We start from the raw sequence: 18,286 nt of genomic DNA, 5'->3' as shown, positions 1-18,286 counted from the left end.
ATATCGAGGACGAATGGCGAAACGGACCGGCAGCGCCGATCTTCCTTTGCATGGTGGACGGGTTCCGCCATGGCTGGCCTCGCGCATGTCAGCGCTCGGTGCCATCGTCACCCAGGCGATCGTCCACCATTACGGTCGCGACGAATTTTTGCGGCGGCTGTCCCATCCGTTCTGGTTTCAATCCTTCGGTGCCGTGATGGGAATGGACTGGCATTCGTCCGGGATCACGACCAGCGTCATCGGTGCTCTCAAGCGCGGCCTAGGTCCGCTGCAGGACGAACTCGGCATCCACGTCTGCGGAGGTCGGGGCCAGCATTCGCGGAAAACTCCTGACGAACTTCACGCGCTCGGCGACCGCATCGGATTCGACGGGGCCGCCCTGACGCGCGCGAGCCGTCTCGTCGCCAAGGTCGATAGCGCAGCGGTCCAGGATGGCTTCGATCTCTACCTGCACGGCTTCTTCGTCACCGACGAGGGCAAATGGACGGTGGTCCAGCAGGGCATGAACGGCGACAAGAAACAGGCCCGTCGCTATCATTGGCATTCCGAGAACCTGACGAGTTTCGTCGATGAACCGCACAGCGCCATCGATGGTCCGTTTCAAGGAAACGTCGTCAATCTGACGGATGGGCGCGCCGCGCCTTCCCGAACAGCGCAACTGGACCTGCTGATGGCTTTGGGGCCCGACGGCATCGTCGACGAGTTCGCGGCGCTGACTGGCAGCGCGCCTGCCCAGCCCCTCCTGCCGCATCTCGTCATGCCGGCGCATCACGATGTCCGCTCGAGCGATGTGTTCACCCGGCGCCTTCATGGCACGCTCGCCGCGGCTTCCGAGCGCGGGCCGCTCGACTTTCCCGAGCTACTGCTCACGCCGGGCGTCGGCGCACGGACGGTCCGCTCGCTTGCGATGGTGGCCGAGGTCGTCCATGGCGCGCCGTACCGCTTCCGCGACCCGGCGCGGTTTTCACTCGCCCATGGAGGCAAGGATCGTCACCCGTACCCGGTGCCGATCAAGGTCTACGACGAGACCATCCGCGTGCTGAAGACAGCCGTCCAGAACGCCAAGCTCGGCCGAGACGAGGAGATGCAGACTCTGAAACGGCTCGACGACCAGGCTCGCCGCCTCGAACAAACGGCAAGCGGTCCGTCCTTCGAGGATTTCGTGGATGGCGAATTACAGGCATCCTCCGCGCTCGGCGGTCGCTCGGTCTTCGGCTTGGAGGAGGAGCGATTCGGCGAGCGCTCGACAGCGAAATGAACACCCGGCTGCCGCGCGTAACGCCCCTGACGCTGAAGAGCAAGGACGCGCTCGCGCTTTCAGCCCTCCTGATGAAGCCGCGGAACGCGCAAGCCTGTTTCGTCTTCGCCCACGGTGCAGGCGCAGGCATGACGCACCCGTTCATGGAAGATGTCGCTGCAAAGCTTTATGGCCATGGCATCGCGACCTTGCGCTTCCAGTTCCCGTTCATGGAGAAGGGCAGCAAACGCCCCGACACTCCGGCTGTTGCGCATGCGGCCATACGATTGGCCGCGGCGGACGCCCGCCGTCGATGCCGCGGCATGCCTATTATCGCGGGTGGCAAGTCATTCGGCGGGCGCATGACCTCGCAGGCGCAAGCAGAAGATCCGATCGAAGATGTGCGCGGGCTGGCCTTTGTCGGTTTCCCCCTACATCCGACCGGTAAACCTTCGATCACAAGGGCCGAACACCTTGCAGGCATTCGGATCCCCATGCTCTTCATCCAGGGAACGCGTGATAAGTTGGCGGAGCCCGTGCTCCTTCGCCAAGTTTGCAAGGGACTGAGATCGAGGGCAACCTCTCACCTAATCGATGGCGCCGATCACGGCTTTCATATCCCGGCCCGCAGCGGACGGACCGACCAGGACGTAGTGGCGGAAATTGCGCTCACCATCTCCCAATGGGTGGAGCGCTTGGAAAGCTAATGTCGCCCCCGTCGAGCCCGCTCGGATCGAATTACTTCGCGCCCATGTCTCCGGCCAGCAAAGCTGCATACGCGCGGGCCTTTTCGAGTGCCCTGACTTCCACCTGCCGCACACGTTCGCGTGACACGCCCAGTTCTGCGGCCAGGTCGTCAAGTGTAAGAGGGGTATCCGACAGCCATCGTGCTTCGATGATACGCTGCTCTCTCGGTTTCAGATGGGCGAGCGCTTGCCCGAGGATCTGCCGCCTCCAGTTAAGTTCGCTGCGTTCCGCGACGTCGTCTTCAAAATTCGACGTTGGGTCGGCCAAGCGCTCCTGCCACTCAGCGCCTTCTTCTTCGTCCACTCGTGAAGCCGCATTGAGCGACATGTCTCCGAGGAACCGCCGGTTCATCTCAATGACCTCGCGTTCAGGCACATTCAAGCGGCGCGCTATCGTTGCTACGTGGTCGGGCTGCATATCGCCTTCTTCGAGCGCTGCGATCTTGCTCTTCAAGCGACGCAGGTTAAAGAACAGCCGCTTTTGGGTGGACTTGGCGCTAATCTGGACGATCGACCACGACCGCAGGATGTAATCTTGGATCGTTGCCTTGATCCACCAGGTGGCGTAGGTCGCAAGCTTGAAACCTTTAGACGGATCAAATCGCTTCACGGCTTGCATCAGGCCGATGTTGCCTTCCGAAATGACATCAGCGATGGGCAGCCCATAGCCGCGATAGCGCATCGCCAATTTGGCGACCAGCCGGAGATGGCTGGTCACAAGATGATAGGCAGCGTTCCTGTCGCCGTGTTCGCGTAAGCGCCTGGCGTAGGCGAGCTCCTCTTCAGGTTTGAGGAGAGGAAACTGCTTGATCGCGGTGAGATAGTTTGTAAGGCCTTCTCCAGCGGCCAAGGCTGGAAGTGCGAACTGGGTCATCCCTGCCTCCTGTCGATTTCGCGAGTGATCAACGCGCCATGCCAAATGTCGCGCAAATCCGCGACGGCCGAAGCCATCGCGGAACGATTGCACGAAGTGATCGAATAGGCGTCAGGCCGCCTTGGCTTCAAGTTGCTCGACGTTTGAGCGCGGACCTGCGTTGATGGCGATCTTTCGCGGCTTCATGGCCTCGGGAATCTCGCGGATCAGGTTGATCTGCAGAAGGCCGTTCTCGAAAGTCGCGCTGGTTACCTGGACATGGTCGGCGAGGTTGAATTGCCGCTTGAACGCGCGACCAGAAATGCCCTGAAACAGGAAGTCGCGCTTCTGTTCGCCTTTGCGGCCCTCGACCGTCAGAACGTTCTGCTCTGCCGTCAAGCTGATCTCGTCCGGCGAAAAACCCGCCAGAGCAAGCGAGATGAGGTATCGGTCATCCCCGACACGTTCGATATTGTATGGGGGGAAACTGTCCTCGTTCGCGCGCTGAGCGGCATCCACGAGGTCAAACAGGCGGTCGAAGCCAATGCTTGAGCGCCAAAGCGGAGCAAAGTCGTAAGTCTTCATAGCCAAATCCTCCAATGAGCAAGATGGGTATGAGCGGGCGCCGGACACCCCCGGCGTCCGCCTCACGCTGGACCCAACCTCTGGCGTCCAGCGCACCTAAAATAAAAAAAATTGGCGGAAAGTTTCAAGGGGGGTGGGGCAAATTTTTTTGGCTTCCGCGCGGGCGAATTCTTGACCGCCCAGTCGACCGCTCTACATCGCTGATCGCCGTCTCAAACAGAAAGGAGTGAAGGAGGCGACCACTAAGCTTACGTCGATCCATGACGCCTAGTAAGGGGCGATTAGCCGATCGCGGTCGAGACGACTGATCCCGCCAGATGCGGCGGGCTCCTAGCGCCGACGGGGGCGTTTCACCACTGGCTTTCCTTCTTCGACGGCAATGCCATCCGATGCCCAAGCGGTATGAACGCATTCCTTGTCTGGGATGAACGGACTCCTCAACTCTCTGACAGCCGCAAACCCTATCAGCTGAATATTTGGCAATCGCGGCGGTCAGCTAACCTGGCCAAACGGATAATTGGAACCTGACGGCCGGCAACGAATTGACCAAATTCCGAATTTTATTGAATTTATGGGGTCACGTGAGCCTTTTTCTCAGTCCCGTTCGAAACGCTTCGAGTCGTCGCGACCTTGTACAGCTGCCGCCAGCTGAGGCCTTCGCATGACGGCAATGATGGCTTCGGGGCTGCGCAGTGATGTGCTATCCGCATTGGGCGATCATATCCGCCAGATATCAGACCCTGACGATCTTGCGTACTCCGCCGCGGAGACCTTGGGGCGGGCTCTCGGTGTCAGCCGCGCGGGTTACGGCACGATCGACCTTTCCGCTGAAACCATTACGATAAGCCGGGACTGGAATGCGCCGGGCATAAAAAGCCTGGCTGGGGTTCTGCAATTCCGGGATTACGGCAGCTACATTGAGGACTTGAAGCGCGGCGTAACCGTGGTGTTCGCCGACGCCGAAAAAGATGGTCGGGTAGGACATCAGGCGAAGGCCCTTGAGCTTATTTCGGCACGCGCCTTGGTGAACATGCCCATCCTTGAGCCAAACGGCGTGGTGGCATTGCTCTATCTCAACAATGCCGAAGCACGAGAATGGTCAGACGCCGAACTTGACCTCATGCGGGAGGTCGCTGACCGGACCCGGACTGCGGTAGAACGGCGTAGGGCAGAGGCAACTATTCGGGCGAATGAAGCCCGTCTTGTCTTTCTGGATGACCTCGGCAAAGAAACTGCGAAGTGCCGGAGGGCCGACGAGATTCTATCAGTCACGACCCGGATGCTAGGCCAGCACCTCAACGTGTCTAACTGCGCCTATGCCGACATGGATGAAGATCAGGATGGCTTTACTATTCGCGGCGACTGGGCAGCACCTGGCGCGAAACACATCTTAGGTCACTACAGCCTTGCTGACTTCGGCAGAAAAGCTGTTCAGGAGCTGGGTAACGGCCGACCGCTGATCATCAATGACAATCTTGAAGAATTGGAGCCGGAAGAAGCCCGAACCTTCCAAGATATTGGGATCGGATCCACTATTTGCATGCCCTTCGTGAAAGAGGACCGCTTAACGGCATTGATGGCAATACATCATCAGGCCGCCCATCGCTGGGCGGCTGGCGAGCTGGCCCTGCTTGCGGAGGTTACCGAAAGGTCGTGGGCTCATATCGAGCGAGTCCGTTCAGAAGAAGCCGCGCGAGAAGCCGCAGAGCGCCTCAGCCTAGCTAACAACGCAGCCGGTATCGGAACGTGGGACTTTGACCCGGTAAATAACGTCCTTCGCTGGGACGCGAGATGCAAAGCTCTGTTTGGCCTTTCATCCGAAGCCGAGATTTCATATGAAAAATCGTTTCTTGCGGGGCTGCATCCTGACGATCGCGAACGCGTTCATCGCGCGGTGACCAACGCCTTGGACCCCTCCTCCTCGGCTGCATATCGCATCGAGTATCGGACGATTGGAATCGAGGACCGGATCGAACGATGGCTCGCCGCAACGGGTGACGCAATATTCGTCAATCACAACGCAGTGCGCTTTGTTGGCACTGTCATCGATATCACGGCGCGCAAGAAATCCGAACGACATCTCAGGATCTTGAATGACACGGGGGCAACCGTCGCCAGGGAACGCAATCTCGAGACCATCGTCCAGACCGTTACGGATGCCGGCCTGGAGCTCTGCGGTGCGGAATTTGGCGCGTTCTTCTACAATGTTCTCTCGCCCGAGGGCGAGAGCTACATGCTCTACGCGCTCTCCGGCGCGCCCCGGTCTGCATTCGCGAATTTTCCGATGCCGCGGAATACAGCAGTGTTTGAGCCGACGTTTCTTGGCACGGCGGTTGTACGATCAGAAAACATCCTCGCCGACCCGCGATACGGCAAGAACGCTCCCCGCAAAGGAATGCCCGAAGGCCACCTTCCGGTGCGCTCGTACCTTGCGGTACCGGTCATCTCACGCACCGGTGACGTTTTGGGAGGGCTGTTCTTCGGCCATCAGGAAACCGGCAAGTTCCAAGAAGAGCATGAGGCTGCTCTCTTGGGAATTGCGGGACACGCGGCGACGGCCATCGACAATGCGAGGCTGTTTGCGGCTGTCGAAAGGGAGCTCGCCGAGCGGAAACGGGCCGAGGCGGAGCTGCAGGCGCTCAATATCGATCTCGAGCAACGTGTGGCCACGGAGATTGCCGAACGTTCGAAGGCGGAGGAGCAGCTGCGACAGGCCCAAAAGATGGAGGCGGTTGGCCAATTGACTGGCGGGATAGCTCACGACTTTAACAACATGCTCGCCGTGATCATCGGAGGCTTGAATCTAGCCCGCCGGAAGCTGGCAAAGGGTGACATTGACATCACCCGCTTCATTGACGGAGCCTTGGACGGCGCTAACCGGGCCGCTACCTTAACCCAGCGCTTGCTGGCTTTCTCCCGCCTGCAGCCCTTAGCTCCAGAAGTCATCGTAGTGAATCGTATGATCGCGGGTATGAGCGAGCTTCTCGATCGGTCGCTGGGCGAGACCATTGCAATCGAGACAGTGCTCGCAGCGGGGGTGTGGAACGTCCAAGCCGATCCGGCTCAACTTGAGAGCGCTTTACTCAACCTCGCGGTCAATGCGCGGGACGCGATGCCTCAAGGAGGAAAACTCACGATCGAAACGATGAACGCGTCTGTGGATGCGGCGTATGCCCGACAATACTCAATTGAACCGGGACAGTTCGTTCTCATCGCAGTGACCGACAGCGGTACCGGTATCAACAGCGATGTGCTGAGCAAAGTTTTTGATCCGTTCTACACGACCAAAGAAGTCGGAAAAGGCACGGGCCTTGGCCTTAGTCAAGTATACGGCTTCGTGCGTCAGTCGGGCGGTCATGTGAAGATTTATTCGGAACCTGATGTTGGCACCACCGTAAAAATCTACCTGCCGCGTTTCTACGGCGAGGTTACGACCGATGCTTCGACTGGCGCGGTGCGCGCAGACGTGGGGCAGCATCAAGAGCTGGTCCTGGTGGTTGAGGACGAAGAACGCGTGCGAGCGATCTCTGTCGAGACGCTTCGAGAACTTGGCTATTCGGTCATAGAAGCTGCAAGCGCGCGAGAAGCCATTCACCTCATTGAGAACGGCTCACGGCCCGATTTGGTTTTCACGGACGTTGTGATGCCCGAAATGACAGGCAGTGAGCTCGCAAAAGTCCTCCAACCGCTGTTGCCCGACGCCAAGATTTTGTTCACCACGGGCTATACGCGAAACGCCATAGTCCATAATGGCGTTCTGGATGCGGGTACGCATCTCATCTCAAAGCCTTATACAATCAACGATCTTGCAGAAAAGGTCAGGGCGTTGCTTGACGGCCTCTAAAACCAAAGCTGCGGCGCCTTAAGCTGAACGAAAACAACAGATACAGGAGCTCTGGCAGCCGACGTATTCCCCTCGATCGACGCGATCAATTGACGCTCCTCGGCTAATGCCCATCGGCCAGATCGAAGGTGCACGGAAGCCTCAATATCGGGAACAGACAGGAAATCGATTGGGATATCGCACTTGGATTATGAAAACAGAAGTGGTTGATTTGGTTCCGCTCCAAGATTGATGAGTGCAGATCAACAGGTCTCGCCGCGTCAGGTTTTTCGACGATTCCCCAATTTATTGCATCTTGACAGTGCAAGTCAGATCGAGGAAATGCGGCCTCCCGCCAAATTTCCGACGTCACGATGGTCAAATCCGAACTTGTTCAACGCATCGCTAAACATAACCCGCGCCTCTACCAGCGGGACCTTGAGAACATCGTGAACGCGATTCTCGATGAGATCGTCGCTGCGCTGGCACGCGGTGATCGGGCTGAGCTTCGCGGTTTCGGCGCATTCTCGGTAAGGCATCGCCCCGCTCGTGCAGGCCGCAACCCACGTACTGGAAAACATGTTACCGTGCACCAAAAGAGCCTTCCGTTCTTCAAGGCCGGAAAGGAAATGCGCGAGCGCCTGAATCGCGAAAATGCTGCGCCGGAAATGAGCGCTGCCTCAAGACCGGCCGCCGGTTTTTCGGGGAGCTAAACCAGCTTTGTCTAATCGTAGGGGAAAGTCTGAAAGCATTTTAGGCGCAATCGCCAAGGACCGGCGCTCTCCTCACGCGCAGATTTTTTCCTGTCTGGGGAAAATGCATACTGCGTATCACAAAACGAGTAGGCGGAAACCTCAACGACATCCGCCACTTGAGCTATTTTTCGGACGGCGAGGTACGCATCACAGATACGCATCTGCGTACTGCGTACCGTAGGGTAAAGGTCTGGCGCCGGATGCCTTAGCGGCGCGTGCCTTTAATGAAGTTTTTAAGACGAGCTTCGAAAAAGGCCGTTCCGATACAGAAGCTACAGCTCACGAGATGTCTTTTGCTGTTTTCTATCGGACGCGTCCGTTTCTCCGCATTCCGCGCGCACGATGCCTATTGATCGTGAACGTTTAGCCACAACTGGATTGCTCGCGCGGCACGCATCCACTCGCTGGAGCTTTGGGGGACGCTTCGGCTGTGCTGATATCCAGCCAGATCGCGGATCGCAGTCAAAGCTACTCGTTCAGCCTCGGCCATCGCGGGAGAGGTGTTCGTGGTAACCTGCTCGGTGGCCAGGCCGTTCAGCAAAATGCGGGCTTCCTGCTCGGTGCTGATCGCGGCGACCTTCAGGATCGATCTGCAGTAACGGGCCTTGATCAGGCTTTGGTCGTCGCTCATTCGAGAGCGCTCGGCGGCTTGGGCATGTGGCAGCGTAGGAAGGTCAAACTGGTTGGTCTTGTTCAAGATGCAGCCTTGGTCGATGGGACCGTAGAACAGGCAATCGCCGGCTTAGTTCCCGCCCGTGAAGGGAGATCAAACTTCTTTCAGGAGGTAGCGAGCGCGGAGTTGTTTCTCTATTCGCACCACAGTCTTTGCCAGATCGGGATAGTGCCGGCGTTCGGTGGCATTCGTCAGCGCGGACCAATTGCCGTTACCGATTGGAATAATCGCAATCCCGGCATTGGGAAAGTTGGAGCCTGCAAGCTTCTCGTGAAAGAGCCAGATCAGCTCGTTGGCGGTCGCTTTCTTTTTAAGCATGGAGGTCAGACTTCAGGACGAGGTGGGAGTCTGACTTCCTGTAAGGGATCACTCCGGGGCGCGCAATTCATATTGATGGCGCAGTTTGTTTACTGTCATTTCCAGCGCGCTATGCAAAGCACCTGGATCAATTCGGCCTTCTGTGAAGGCATACAGAGTCCAATTCGTATCGGCTCGAAGGTCACTGTATTGGACGTCGACTGCCTTCAGCGTCTCGCAACCTGGGCGTTTTCTCATCTCCGCGAGGGCTTCGCGCTCCAGCTCCTTTTTAGAAAGTATCACTTTCATCGATTGGCTCCGGCGAGTTTTCCAGAAAACAGCCGCTGTGGCGGATCGTTCCCGGTCGCGAAGGTTCAGCAATGAATGATCACTCTGTCGCCATGTTTCACGCCGCCCTTAAGGTGGTCATCAAACGTGCAATCATCGTGCTCGATGCGCTCGGCGACTCCGAGATGAGGTGTCAGAACCAGGGGCAGGTCTGGATAGGGCGATCAACGATGTGCGCTGGCTGAGGGTATATTAACTGACAACTCTCACCTTGATTGAAGAAATGCGCCCGCCACGGAGATGTCCGCGGCGGCCGTAATTGTTCTGATTGTCTCGCCAATCGTCTGGCAAATAGAAAAGGCCGGCATTCATTTGCCGGCCTCTCACTGACGTCAGTGTTTAGAAGGTGCCGGTGCCGAAGTTGCCCAGATTGAAGCGGTAGTTCAGGCCCGCTTTGATCGTGTGCTCGTCGTTTCGGAAGCCGCCGATAGCAAACGTCGGAGTGACGAAACTGGTCGTCCCGAAATCGTAGTACTGATATTCCACCTTGCCCGACCAATTCTGGCTGAACAGATATTCGAGACCGCCGCCAACTGTGTAGCCATCCCGGCCACCATCGCCGGTGAAGCCGTTGGTGAAGCGCGAGTCGGCCCAGGCGTAACCGCCCTTTACGTAAAGAAGGGACGGGCCCCATGTGTAACCGAGACGGCCGGTAACCGAACCGAGACCGCGGTTTGCAAAGCTGCTGCTGGTGTCGATGAAGCTGTAGTTCGCTTCCAGACCAAACACCCAGTTAGGCGCGAACTGCGTGTCCCAACCGATCTGACCGCCGCCCATGAAGCGACCGTCGTCACCGCCGCCGAGAACGTTGTTCGAATTGCCGCGGAAGGCGCCGCCGACGTGACCGCCGATATAGAAGCTGGTCCAATTGTAGATTATCGCGGGCGCCGTTGCGGGCGCCTTGGTATAGGGACGTGCAGCCATGTCGGCAGCCGAGGCCGACGTTGCAGCGAAAAGTAGCGCGGCCGTTGCGAGTAAATACTTTTTCATGTGTCGCTCCATTTTGAATCTGTAGCGAGATCGTATGAACTAATACGCCCCACTACCGTCTCTCAAAAGGCACACACGGGGACGATCGCGCCGAAGTTGTGAGCGGCAGGCGGGAACAAATTAAAGCGTGCGGCACCCGCTACCGTCTGGTTCCATACGCAGGAAGAGCGACGTTGAGCATCCAGCTGATCAAGCAAGCCTTGATGGAACATGCCGGCGTGACAGGCCTGATCATGGGCACGGATCGAGGCGGGACACCGCCGGTATCCAGACTTCGGTATTGAAGCTGTCCGCCCGCTGCACCCGGAGCGAGGCGGGTTTCGCATTCAATGGGCGAGTGATGTCGCTGCGGAGCATTTTTCTAACCCGTACTCTCGTTCTTCTGTCTATCGTCCTCGATTTTCGCGCTGCAGCGATCATGTCCTGTTGTTGCGAGTGTCGGCGATCCGCACCTGGATGCACTCGAAGTCCGTTTCTTCGGAATGTGGGCAACAAGCTCTACTGACCAATGGCAATCTGACTATTCGTTACGTTCGACCAGAGACGGGCTATCGCCTCGGAGAAGAGCTCGTGCTTCTTGGACCAGTTCGTTGGCGATCTGTTCGTTGATCAGAAAATCGTAGTGCCCATCTCGGGTGACTAACGTCAGAGTACCAAGGAGCGGGGAATCGTGTATCGACATCACGCCCACATCGAGGGCCAGCAGCGCTTCGAGGTCATCCTCGGCGGGCATGTTGAGTGGTTTGTCATGCAGGGAAGCCGCGGGTTTCTTTGTCATGCTTTGAGCTTACCCGAGCGCAGTACGACATTTGGAAAGTCGATGAGATCTGGCAAGCTGGGTGTCAGCATGCGGGACACTCATCACTCAGCCCATCGAGCACGCTCTCGACCGCCGCGATCCGCTCCTTTTTGCCCGAGAATGTTCGGTGTTCTGCCAGCGACAGAGCGTAGTCCACAGCGTGATGGCTGTGTCGCAAGCGCATATAGCCGTGGTGGGGCATTGAGCGATCGCGTGCGCTTCCATCAGTAGATCTGCGGCCCACATCTCGAGTTCATGCTCAGTCTTTCTCTTGGGCATGGTTAGGCCTTCTTGGTTCGTTTCGGCTTTGGAGGAGGCTGCTGCGGGATAGATCGAAATATTACGTCGCCGATGACGTGCCGCTCGGTCGTCTCGATGCTATCCGCTGCGAACGAGACGCGATCACGCCAATCCCGTCCCATGGGATCTGCTCTCGTCGCAATGGCGCGAGCCACCCCCTCGGTCTCGGCGGGGACGATGGCAATCTGTCTGCTCTTCTCAAGCAGATTCAATGCAGGCGTTAACCGCCACAATCGATTGGTTTCGGGGACCAAAACGGGCGGAGCGGCGATCTCGGTGACGGGCTCGTCTTCGTCGGACATAAGGGGAAAACGACAACCAGCGCGCCATGTTCCTTGGAGAGATGGGGAGCAGCCGGGCGTGCGCTTGCTACCGGGATCGATGATCTGCGTAACCCGCAATCACGGCCCCTACGGCGATGCCGATAATGATGCCAGCGGTCACGTTCCTGATGGCAATGCCGAGGACAGCTCCAAGGCACACCCCTAACGCAATGCCTAGCCCCATCCTCGAAGGATGTTGTTTCATCGGATTCCAAACCAGTTGGGATAAGATAGCTTAGGGAATCGGCGCGCTGTAAGTCCAGATGTTTAGGGCCCCGGTCGGGTCTCTTCGTGGAAAAGGCAAACGCGGGGTCGAACCGGAGCGCAAATCTAACATCAGGCCTTGTGCGCCATCACCGCCACAAAGGAAGCGCCGTCCTCGAAGAACAAATCCTTCATCATCGAGGAGAAGGCCCCGAGATCGTGCGCCGCTATTGGGACTGGCATCACGTTCGCCTTGACAGGTTTTTGGAGAGCCGAATTCGTCCGAGCGCGCACGCTTAAAGAGGCGGCCCAGCGCCCGTTTGGACTCAGGCGCCGAGCCTAACCAACAGCCGCTGAGGAAAGCTGCCGGCTTCGTAAAAAATCAACGCAAACCTAATTCGTTCCTCGGGGAAGATCGGCCCGACGGCGGATGGGATCGACCGCCGGGCCGCCTCACTGAACTCGGTGCGGAATGATCCCGAGCCCGGTGATGGAAATTTAGAGAGGCCCGGCGGCGGTCGAGTTGGGTGCAAGGGTACGCCGCCGAGCCCGGAAGGCAGCCCACGACAGAAACTGCCGACCGCGGAAAAAATTGGCAAAAACGGATTTAGTTCCAACCAAGCCCGGCAGCGAAATGGCCCGACGCTCAACCGAATCCATGAGCGCCGGGCCTGGCCTAAGCGTGGCTTCTAGGGTCACGCCGACCATCGACCTCTAGCATCGCAACCCAAGGAAACTCATTGATCCGCCTGTTCTCCGCGTGCGTTTTGCTGTGCGCATTTTTTTCAATTCGCCGGCGTTTGCCCAGAATTTTCTCGAAGGCGTTGTCTCGATTGGCGTCAAGTTGACCAAGGAAGAAACGTGCGTCGCCAGCCAGTACGGCGTTGGGGATGGCTACCACGGCGGTAGGACGGCTTCGGGCGAACGATGGCCGCGCACAAGAGCCGGCGCTTCGGTAGCCACGTCACGGTCACGAACAAGAACAACGGCAGATCGGTGCGGGTCCGCATCACGGACCGGCCCGTTCATCGAGGGGCTGCATCGACCCGTCTCGAGCAGCAGCCAACGCAATCGGCATGGGCGGGATCGCGCGCGTAACCGTTCAGTAGCCCACGAGGCCCGAGAGGGCGACCCGGATGACCCGGTCTTGTTTACGGAGCGATTCTCAGCCGGCGAGAAACTAAGCGACTTGAGACAGAAATCCGGTTATCATTGACGTCGCCGGCTGCGGGCGGGGAGAATACCGTTTCGACGTCGAAGCTCGTGTACATGCGGCGAAGAGCTAAGGTCCATGAAGCATGGAGGCCCTGCGATGTGGATAACATTAATGGCTTGCTTCGCTTGTTTTCTGATCGGCGGATATGCGGGCCTCTGCCTTGGTTACTACTCGGGTACGGAAGTGGTCCGGCAAGAGGTGCGAGAGTTGTTGGACAGACGGTGGCCGATCGCAGAAGGTCAGTCGGCAGTCATTCAGGACAACGGCGGCGCCTTCTCCGCAAACTGAACGACGGCCTGTCGTCAGGCGTGCCCCCATTTAAGTACACTCCGGCGCGTTCCTCAACTCTCCGCGCTCGTTCCTGGTATTTCACCGCCAGAGCATTTAGCCGGTCGGACACTGATCGATACCCGCCGAATTTCGCAAACTCTTCGCACCTTCGAGATATCGCTCTCAGTCGTGCAGCCGTTGCGATCGCTTCTCGTTGGGGCGTCGTCAGAGCCATCGACGCACTCGGCACAGCGCTACTAATCGATCCACAATCTCGAAAGTGGTCTTTTGCGCAATTCGATGCGCTCTCCACCTTTGGCAGACGTGAGTCTGGCCCTCAGCAAGCAAGACCGAAAATATGATTGAACCGCCATGTTGCGGCGCATAATCTTTTTTTGCCGGGAAGGTAGCGTCGGTATGGAGGATGGAAATGCCGCACGAATATCGGGTGTGGACCGATGATGATATTGCAAAGTTACGAGATCCGGCTGGCAGCCGATCTCCTGACGATATTTCCAGAGAGTTGGGACGGACGCGAGCGGCAACTGTGTGCAAAGCTCACCTGCTTGGTATTTCAATGCGTAGGCCTGCAAATGCAGGACTTCCACGAAATTGGTATAAGCAGCCGCAGGAACGTTCACCTAGACTTTAGTTTACTATGGCCGGACTTATCCTGAGGGACAGCTGGCCATTTTTATTCCACGAGCCGAAGGCGCCCGTAGCCCTTGCGCAGCCGCTCCTGTGCAGCGCTCACGTCTTCGTGGTCAAGTATTTCGAGCATGCGTTGTAAGACGAATTGCGGGCTCCGCGGTCCCGGCCACATGAGCTGTGTAAGACGGCCCGAGCGTCATCCATGGCGTCGTTGATGGTGTCGATGTCGCGCATCATTGATCCCTCACGAGCTTGTAGCGGTTGCGCCACTTCGGATCCTTGTCGACGGAGTGGTAAACCGGCGTGCCTCCTGGAAAGAGTGCTTGCAACATGCCGAGGCGTGCGAACTCGATCGGCCCGTCGTACTCGGCGGCCTGTATCAACACGTGCATTGCGTCCTGCCACGGTGGGGCGTCGTGCATCTGCTTCGGCAGGCGGGTGATGTATTCGCCGGCATCCTGCAGGGTGGCCAGTTTACCGCCAGCGGGGAGGGCAATGGGGTCTGGAAAACGCGTCGACCATGGCATAACTCAAATCCGCAACTGAACGGCAGATTCAAACGTCCTGTTGCGGATTAGTTCCGGTCAAGCGCTCAGGCTTCTCCCACAGACTATCGGTGTCGAAGGTCTTCGATAGCGCCTTTGGCTCGCAGGTCCGCCCTTACCTTGCGGACGCTTGGCAGCGAAATCCCCAGATCGCACGCCTTCCTTTTGACTGACGTAATGGGCCGGCCGAGCGCCGCTGCGGCACGTAGAGCAGACGCTCCGCTGTCGACTAGCTCTTTCAGCTTGGCGACGTCTTCCGTATCCCATGGTTTCGCAAGCAGGCGCCTTGTCACGGTTATTTCTCCAGCGGTCGCAGCTCGCCGTTCAACCAGCCCTCGGCCTGGATCACTGGATCTGGCCCAACAGCGGCATGGATCAAGCTGCACTTTGGACATTCGTAGGCATGGATGACCATGCCCTTGTCCGCCGGAGTAGACCGCAGCCAAGCAGTGACAGATCCGCATTTCGGACAGATCGGCGTTTGGGTCTGTGGCATAGCGGTGACAAATTATCAGAAATGGTCAGTCTGAAAAGTGAATTGCGCTTGAGATCAATCGAGCAGCGGGGGTACCTCGCAATAATTCGGCCCGACGTCATCGGGGGCAATGTCGTCGGGCCTCACCGGATTATCGACCTTGGAGAGATGGTGTCCGGCTGCTCCAACAAGCAACGTCAGGGAACATCGTTCCTTAAAGGGCGCGCCGCGATATAATGTGGGATGAAACCAACGAAGTCGCTCAGGAAGCAGGCTAAGAAAGCCGAGGCTGTAGCTCTGCGCTCGGAAGACACCGAGCACGCTGAACGCATGCACAATCTAGCCGAAGCGTTCCGAGCTCAAGCTGAGGCGCTGAAACCTAAAAAGAAAGGGAAAGCGAAGAACAGCAGCGGAGATTAGTCGGCCAGCTTCTGGCAATGATTACGTCACTCTTCGGGTCGGCGTGAAAGTTCGTCCTCTTGCCGTTCTTGATGCCTTCAACTTCCCATCGGCCATCGTCGGCCTCGAGCTTGGAAATCAGCGAGTAGCCGGACTGCAGCACCTTCGCAATCACTTGCTCCACTGGCATGCCAAAGCGTGCGAGACCTTACCTCGTTGCCTTGACAGTCACGAAAACCGATGCGTCATCGCCAAGCGGATTCTGCACCGCGTCAATGAGGGAGAGCGGACCATCGTCGGCATGGCAGTTGCCTCGCTCAATGATTACTACGGCACTCCTTGGGTCTAGCTCCTCGATCGCGGTAAGTCGTGGCTCTTTGATCTTAAAGCAAGAAACTATTCTACTTTGGCTGAATTGTCTGACGCATACGTTGGTACGCGCGGCCATCTAACCCGTTCCCGGCATATGCGCTTAAGTACTTCGCTCGGTTCGCGGCAGAAGCGTAATGCTCATAGTCGTACTAGAAAAATGCCAGCAGCCGCGACGGCGATGATCCAGGCAACCAGCACAGCGATTGGCGCGATCCTTGAGGTGGGCATTAGAATTCTGCATGAGCGGAGCTCACAGAAACGCAAGTACGTTTGCGCTGGAGGCCTTTGAGGGAGCCGACGACCCTCAGCACCTTGCCGTAACTACAGCTGTTGTTCTGGACATAGACGACAGCAAAGGGGGGCAGGGTGTGGGGCTCACGGGCAAGGATGGGCTGAGCCGACGCGTCCGCGTCAAACAACAATGCGATACCGAAAATGAGCATACGCATAACACATCCCATCATCCAATAACCGCGTACAATACTTCTATTGAGATTTAGTTCGCTTTGCGAAAACGTCGCACCGCCCGTGGCACAGGGGGTAGCCACAATGGGGTACGAGTGTGCATGAGCCTTCTAGCCCGACGCCTAGCGCAGAAGGGAGCAAGGTTCTGCATCGCTCTTCCTATTTTTCTGTGTCAGTCGGAGCACTAGATTGCGAGGCTTCGGGGAGGTGTGCAGTCGGATTACTCCGTGCGGAGCATTTACACGGCTCGTTGACGTCGGAATGCTCTTGGCTCGATCAAGCCTTATCATTCAAACGACGTAATAGGCAAAGGGAAAGACGCAATGTTGAACTTGACCCAGAGTGCCGCATTGCCTGCCGCAATTGCATCCCTTCATCCATGCAGGGAATCAATCTTCAACATTTCCAATCGCGCATCCCTCGTCAGGTCGGATGCTGATCCAGACAAGAAGCCTGACCTAGCTGGACAACGTGACGTACTACACGCGGTCCTGGCGCGAATTGGCTGCGGGCAAGTTCTACTCAAACGAGGCGGTTTGCTTGACCTGAGCGCAATCGGTCGTGCGATATTGGAACGCGAATGTGGCGCCGCGAGCGGGGAAACACTCTATCGCGCCGTCAAGCAACTCGTGAATCGCGCGGGAGCGCAAATTCCCGTTGGCTCGACATCATGGCTCGCGACTTCCTTCAGGGAAGGCGTCACCAGGCTTGTAAGCCAGATGATCAATGTCTGGACCGATGAAACCAGCACCATCATTCTGCTCGATCTTGACGCTCATCCAGAGCCGACGCCTGAGGCGCTGCGGCGCTTGTTCGGCCTTACAGCCGCGGAAAGCCAGCTTGCAGTCGAATTGGCGCGTGGTCATAATTTGCTTGATATTTCTCGCTCCCGGCGTCTGAGCCGGACGACAATCCGCTCACACCTGGCCTCTCTGTTCGTCAAAACTCAAACAAGGCGGCAGGCGGAGCTGGTTGCATTACTCGGGCGTGTCGCCGTCCTCCCGTCTCATGGCAATTGAGGTCGGCGATAGGCAGCCAGAAAGCCGGAGTGCGGTGCGATCGATGGAGAGATGTTGGAGCTGAAGGGCGTAGCTCCGCTTTGCGCGCACTAAGGGGATCAATCGCTATGGCTAACCTGGGGAAACCTATAAAGCCACGAAAGCAAACTTTCACCCGAACTAACGGGACGTCAACGAGCGTTAGCCTCGAGGATGCCTTTTGGGACGCGTTGACAGAGATTGCGAGCGAAGAAGGTATCTCTCGGTTAACACTGACTAGGCGGATAGATCGCGACCGAGTCCACTCTAACCTTACGTCAGCGATCCGAGTTTCTGTTGTGGAGCGTTTTATTGCCAAATACCGCTCGGCAACTGGCGCCGATGCGGATAGGCAGCAAAAAGCCCGCTCCGGAGAGGGCGGGCTTTCTCGATAATTGCCGACATTATTTTTCCGGATGACCGGAGCCGGGCGGTGTCGTCTTCGGAGCCTTGCCATCTTCGACACGGCCTTCGTTGCGGAGGTCGCGACCTTGCTGGGCCTTCTTCTTGCTCTCCGCGTCCTTGCCGTGTTCGTTCAGCTCTTCCTTGACGAAGCCGGCACCTTCTTTGATTTTACCTTCCACGCTCATATTCATCTCCTGTGCTGTTAGCCATAAAAAACTCAGCTGGGGCAGTTTTGATCCGTCGCAAAAGCGATCTTCCGCGAGACGCCGGATAGGCACCGACGCCGAACCAGTCCGCAACTGTCACCGACACAGCCGAGCGCCCGGTGCAGGACCGGGGAGAAGCGATCACATTCACCGGCTCTTTCTGCTACCGCCGCCCTTGGAAACCAGGCCATCGCTTCCGCTGTCACCTGAAACAAAACGGCCCGAACTGCGTCATCGTCCCGGGAGCGACCATGACCGGGAAAGGACAAGCGATGTTACGGAAAACAGTAATCCTTGCAGTTGCTGTTGCCG

General features: G+C 57.7%; 19 protein-coding genes and 1 pseudogene. 9 read left to right on the top strand and 11 right to left on the bottom strand.

Annotation, left to right across the window (positions count from 1 at the left end):
* The first annotated feature begins 13 nt into the window (after positions 1–13).
* A complete protein-coding gene (locus AB8B20_RS13205; protein ID WP_120286824.1) occupies positions 14–1,258 on the top strand; it encodes a DUF763 domain-containing protein in 1,245 nt (414 codons plus the stop codon).
* Positions 1,255–1,944 (top strand): alpha/beta hydrolase family protein, encoded by a 690-nt coding sequence (locus AB8B20_RS13200; protein WP_439072831.1) that lies wholly within the window; start codon positions 1,255–1,257, stop codon positions 1,942–1,944. Before AB8B20_RS13205 ends, AB8B20_RS13200 begins: the two co-directional genes overlap by 4 nt.
* Positions 1,945–1,975: 31 nt before the next feature.
* Here the strand turns inward: AB8B20_RS13200 and rpoH are convergent, their stop codons facing one another.
* Together rpoH and AB8B20_RS13190 are read right to left on the bottom strand one after the other, a co-directional pair.
* Positions 1,976–2,857 (bottom strand): RNA polymerase sigma factor RpoH, encoded by an 882-nt coding sequence (gene rpoH / locus AB8B20_RS13195; protein WP_439059641.1) that lies wholly within the window; start codon positions 2,855–2,857, stop codon positions 1,976–1,978.
* Positions 2,858–2,968: 111 nt separating this feature from the next.
* Positions 2,969–3,421 (bottom strand): Hsp20 family protein, encoded by a 453-nt coding sequence (locus AB8B20_RS13190; RefSeq protein WP_231081045.1) that lies wholly within the window; start codon positions 3,419–3,421, stop codon positions 2,969–2,971.
* A gap of 661 nt (positions 3,422–4,082) precedes the next feature.
* On the opposite strand from AB8B20_RS13190, the gene AB8B20_RS13185 reads away from it, so the two are divergent.
* Positions 4,083–7,265 carry a GAF domain-containing protein gene (locus AB8B20_RS13185; protein WP_439064763.1) on the top strand — a complete coding sequence of 1,061 codons (3,183 nt, stop codon included), beginning with the start codon at positions 4,083–4,085 and terminating at the stop codon, positions 7,263–7,265.
* A 353-nt stretch (positions 7,266–7,618) separates the two neighbouring features.
* Entirely contained in the window at positions 7,619–7,957 is a 339-nt protein-coding gene (locus AB8B20_RS13180; protein ID WP_439064762.1) for an integration host factor subunit beta, read from the top strand.
* Between the two features lie 388 nt (positions 7,958–8,345).
* Here AB8B20_RS13180 and AB8B20_RS13175 read toward each other — a convergent pair whose 3' ends face one another.
* From AB8B20_RS13175 to AB8B20_RS13150, 6 genes are all read right to left on the bottom strand, one after another.
* On the bottom strand, positions 8,346–8,696 hold the full coding sequence (locus AB8B20_RS13175) for a hypothetical protein (protein WP_068738777.1): 351 nt from the start codon (positions 8,694–8,696) through the stop codon (positions 8,346–8,348).
* A gap of 69 nt (positions 8,697–8,765) precedes the next feature.
* On the bottom strand, positions 8,766–8,990 hold the full coding sequence (locus AB8B20_RS13170) for a hypothetical protein (RefSeq protein WP_068738776.1): 225 nt from the start codon (positions 8,988–8,990) through the stop codon (positions 8,766–8,768).
* A 48-nt stretch (positions 8,991–9,038) separates the two neighbouring features.
* A complete protein-coding gene (locus AB8B20_RS13165) occupies positions 9,039–9,278 on the bottom strand; it encodes a hypothetical protein (protein WP_139069979.1) in 240 nt (79 codons plus the stop codon).
* 378 nt (positions 9,279–9,656) lie between these two features.
* Entirely contained in the window at positions 9,657–10,307 is a 651-nt protein-coding gene (locus tag AB8B20_RS13160; protein WP_439072830.1) for an outer membrane protein, read from the bottom strand.
* Between the two features lie 520 nt (positions 10,308–10,827).
* Positions 10,828–11,085, bottom strand: coding sequence for a hypothetical protein (locus AB8B20_RS13155; protein WP_120286816.1), 258 nt, complete (start codon positions 11,083–11,085; stop codon positions 10,828–10,830).
* A 302-nt stretch (positions 11,086–11,387) separates the two neighbouring features.
* On the bottom strand, positions 11,388–11,708 hold the full coding sequence (locus AB8B20_RS13150) for a hypothetical protein (protein WP_120286815.1): 321 nt from the start codon (positions 11,706–11,708) through the stop codon (positions 11,388–11,390).
* 1,155 nt (positions 11,709–12,863) lie between these two features.
* Between AB8B20_RS13150 and AB8B20_RS13145 the strand changes: the two are divergent.
* Positions 12,864–13,042: pseudogene (locus AB8B20_RS13145) on the top strand (RlpA-like double-psi beta-barrel domain-containing protein); the annotation flags it as partial.
* A 1,261-nt stretch (positions 13,043–14,303) separates the two neighbouring features.
* Here AB8B20_RS13145 and AB8B20_RS13140 read toward each other — a convergent pair.
* Positions 14,304–14,597, bottom strand: coding sequence for a hypothetical protein (locus AB8B20_RS13140; protein ID WP_439072829.1), 294 nt, complete (start codon positions 14,595–14,597; stop codon positions 14,304–14,306).
* A gap of 736 nt (positions 14,598–15,333) precedes the next feature.
* On the opposite strand from AB8B20_RS13140, the gene AB8B20_RS13135 reads away from it, so the two are divergent.
* Positions 15,334–15,510, top strand: coding sequence for a hypothetical protein (locus tag AB8B20_RS13135; RefSeq protein ID WP_199711949.1), 177 nt, complete (start codon positions 15,334–15,336; stop codon positions 15,508–15,510).
* Here the strand turns inward: AB8B20_RS13135 and AB8B20_RS13130 are convergent.
* On the bottom strand, positions 15,470–15,628 hold the full coding sequence (locus AB8B20_RS13130; protein WP_439073072.1) for a hypothetical protein: 159 nt from the start codon (positions 15,626–15,628) through the stop codon (positions 15,470–15,472). The genes AB8B20_RS13135 and AB8B20_RS13130 overlap by 41 nt on opposite strands.
* Between AB8B20_RS13130 and AB8B20_RS13125 the strand changes: the two genes are divergently transcribed.
* The 3 genes from AB8B20_RS13125 to AB8B20_RS13115 all read left to right on the top strand — a co-directional run bounded on the left by AB8B20_RS13125 (position 15,554) and on the right by AB8B20_RS13115 (position 17,758).
* Positions 15,554–15,838: a hypothetical protein gene (locus AB8B20_RS13125; protein WP_439073086.1), complete on the top strand. Its 285-nt coding sequence runs from the start codon at positions 15,554–15,556 to the stop codon at positions 15,836–15,838. The two genes, AB8B20_RS13130 and AB8B20_RS13125, sit on opposite strands and share 75 nt — an antisense overlap.
* 811 nt (positions 15,839–16,649) lie before the next feature.
* Positions 16,650–17,345, top strand: a complete 696-nt coding sequence (locus tag AB8B20_RS13120) for a helix-turn-helix transcriptional regulator (protein ID WP_439072828.1) — start codon at positions 16,650–16,652, stop codon at positions 17,343–17,345.
* Positions 17,346–17,452: 107 nt separating this feature from the next.
* Positions 17,453–17,758: a ribbon-helix-helix domain-containing protein gene (locus tag AB8B20_RS13115; protein ID WP_439072827.1), complete on the top strand. Its 306-nt coding sequence runs from the start codon at positions 17,453–17,455 to the stop codon at positions 17,756–17,758.
* Positions 17,759–17,767: 9 nt separating this feature from the next.
* On the opposite strand, the gene AB8B20_RS13110 is transcribed toward AB8B20_RS13115, so the two are convergent.
* The gene (locus tag AB8B20_RS13110; protein WP_068738891.1) at positions 17,768–17,953 is read right to left on the bottom strand and encodes a hypothetical protein; all 186 of its coding nucleotides are present in this window, start codon (positions 17,951–17,953) and stop codon (positions 17,768–17,770) included.
* Positions 17,954–18,286: the final 333 nt, after the last annotated feature.

Source organism: Tardiphaga sp. 866_E4_N1_4 (assembly GCF_052076075.1).
In the GTDB taxonomy this organism is placed as follows: domain Bacteria; phylum Pseudomonadota; class Alphaproteobacteria; order Rhizobiales; family Xanthobacteraceae; genus Tardiphaga; species Tardiphaga robiniae.
This window is presented reverse-complemented; position numbering and strand designations above follow the sequence as displayed.

Excerpts from the sequence above, each read along its gene's own strand:
- AB8B20_RS13205 (WP_120286824.1), top strand. The coding sequence starts at position 14 with ATGGCGAAACGGACCGGCAGCGCCGATCTTCCTTTGCATGGTGGACGG.
- AB8B20_RS13200 (WP_439072831.1), top strand. The coding sequence starts at position 1,255 with ATGAACACCCGGCTGCCGCGCGTAACGCCCCTGACGCTGAAGAGCAAG.
- rpoH (WP_439059641.1), bottom strand. The coding sequence starts at position 2,857 with ATGACCCAGTTCGCACTTCCAGCCTTGGCCGCTGGAGAAGGCCTTACA.
- AB8B20_RS13190 (WP_231081045.1), bottom strand. The coding sequence starts at position 3,421 with ATGAAGACTTACGACTTTGCTCCGCTTTGGCGCTCAAGCATTGGCTTC.
- AB8B20_RS13185 (WP_439064763.1), top strand. The coding sequence starts at position 4,083 with ATGACGGCAATGATGGCTTCGGGGCTGCGCAGTGATGTGCTATCCGCA.
- AB8B20_RS13180 (WP_439064762.1), top strand. The coding sequence starts at position 7,619 with ATGGTCAAATCCGAACTTGTTCAACGCATCGCTAAACATAACCCGCGC.
- AB8B20_RS13170 (WP_068738776.1), bottom strand. The coding sequence starts at position 8,990 with ATGCTTAAAAAGAAAGCGACCGCCAACGAGCTGATCTGGCTCTTTCAC.
- AB8B20_RS13165 (WP_139069979.1), bottom strand. The coding sequence starts at position 9,278 with ATGAAAGTGATACTTTCTAAAAAGGAGCTGGAGCGCGAAGCCCTCGCG.
- AB8B20_RS13160 (WP_439072830.1), bottom strand. The coding sequence starts at position 10,307 with ATGAAAAAGTATTTACTCGCAACGGCCGCGCTACTTTTCGCTGCAACG.
- AB8B20_RS13155 (WP_120286816.1), bottom strand. The coding sequence starts at position 11,085 with ATGACAAAGAAACCCGCGGCTTCCCTGCATGACAAACCACTCAACATG.
- AB8B20_RS13150 (WP_120286815.1), bottom strand. The coding sequence starts at position 11,708 with ATGTCCGACGAAGACGAGCCCGTCACCGAGATCGCCGCTCCGCCCGTT.
- AB8B20_RS13140 (WP_439072829.1), bottom strand. The coding sequence starts at position 14,597 with ATGCCATGGTCGACGCGTTTTCCAGACCCCATTGCCCTCCCCGCTGGC.
- AB8B20_RS13135 (WP_199711949.1), top strand. The coding sequence starts at position 15,334 with ATGAAACCAACGAAGTCGCTCAGGAAGCAGGCTAAGAAAGCCGAGGCT.
- AB8B20_RS13120 (WP_439072828.1), top strand. The coding sequence starts at position 16,650 with ATGTTGAACTTGACCCAGAGTGCCGCATTGCCTGCCGCAATTGCATCC.
- AB8B20_RS13115 (WP_439072827.1), top strand. The coding sequence starts at position 17,453 with ATGGCTAACCTGGGGAAACCTATAAAGCCACGAAAGCAAACTTTCACC.
- AB8B20_RS13110 (WP_068738891.1), bottom strand. The coding sequence starts at position 17,953 with ATGAGCGTGGAAGGTAAAATCAAAGAAGGTGCCGGCTTCGTCAAGGAA.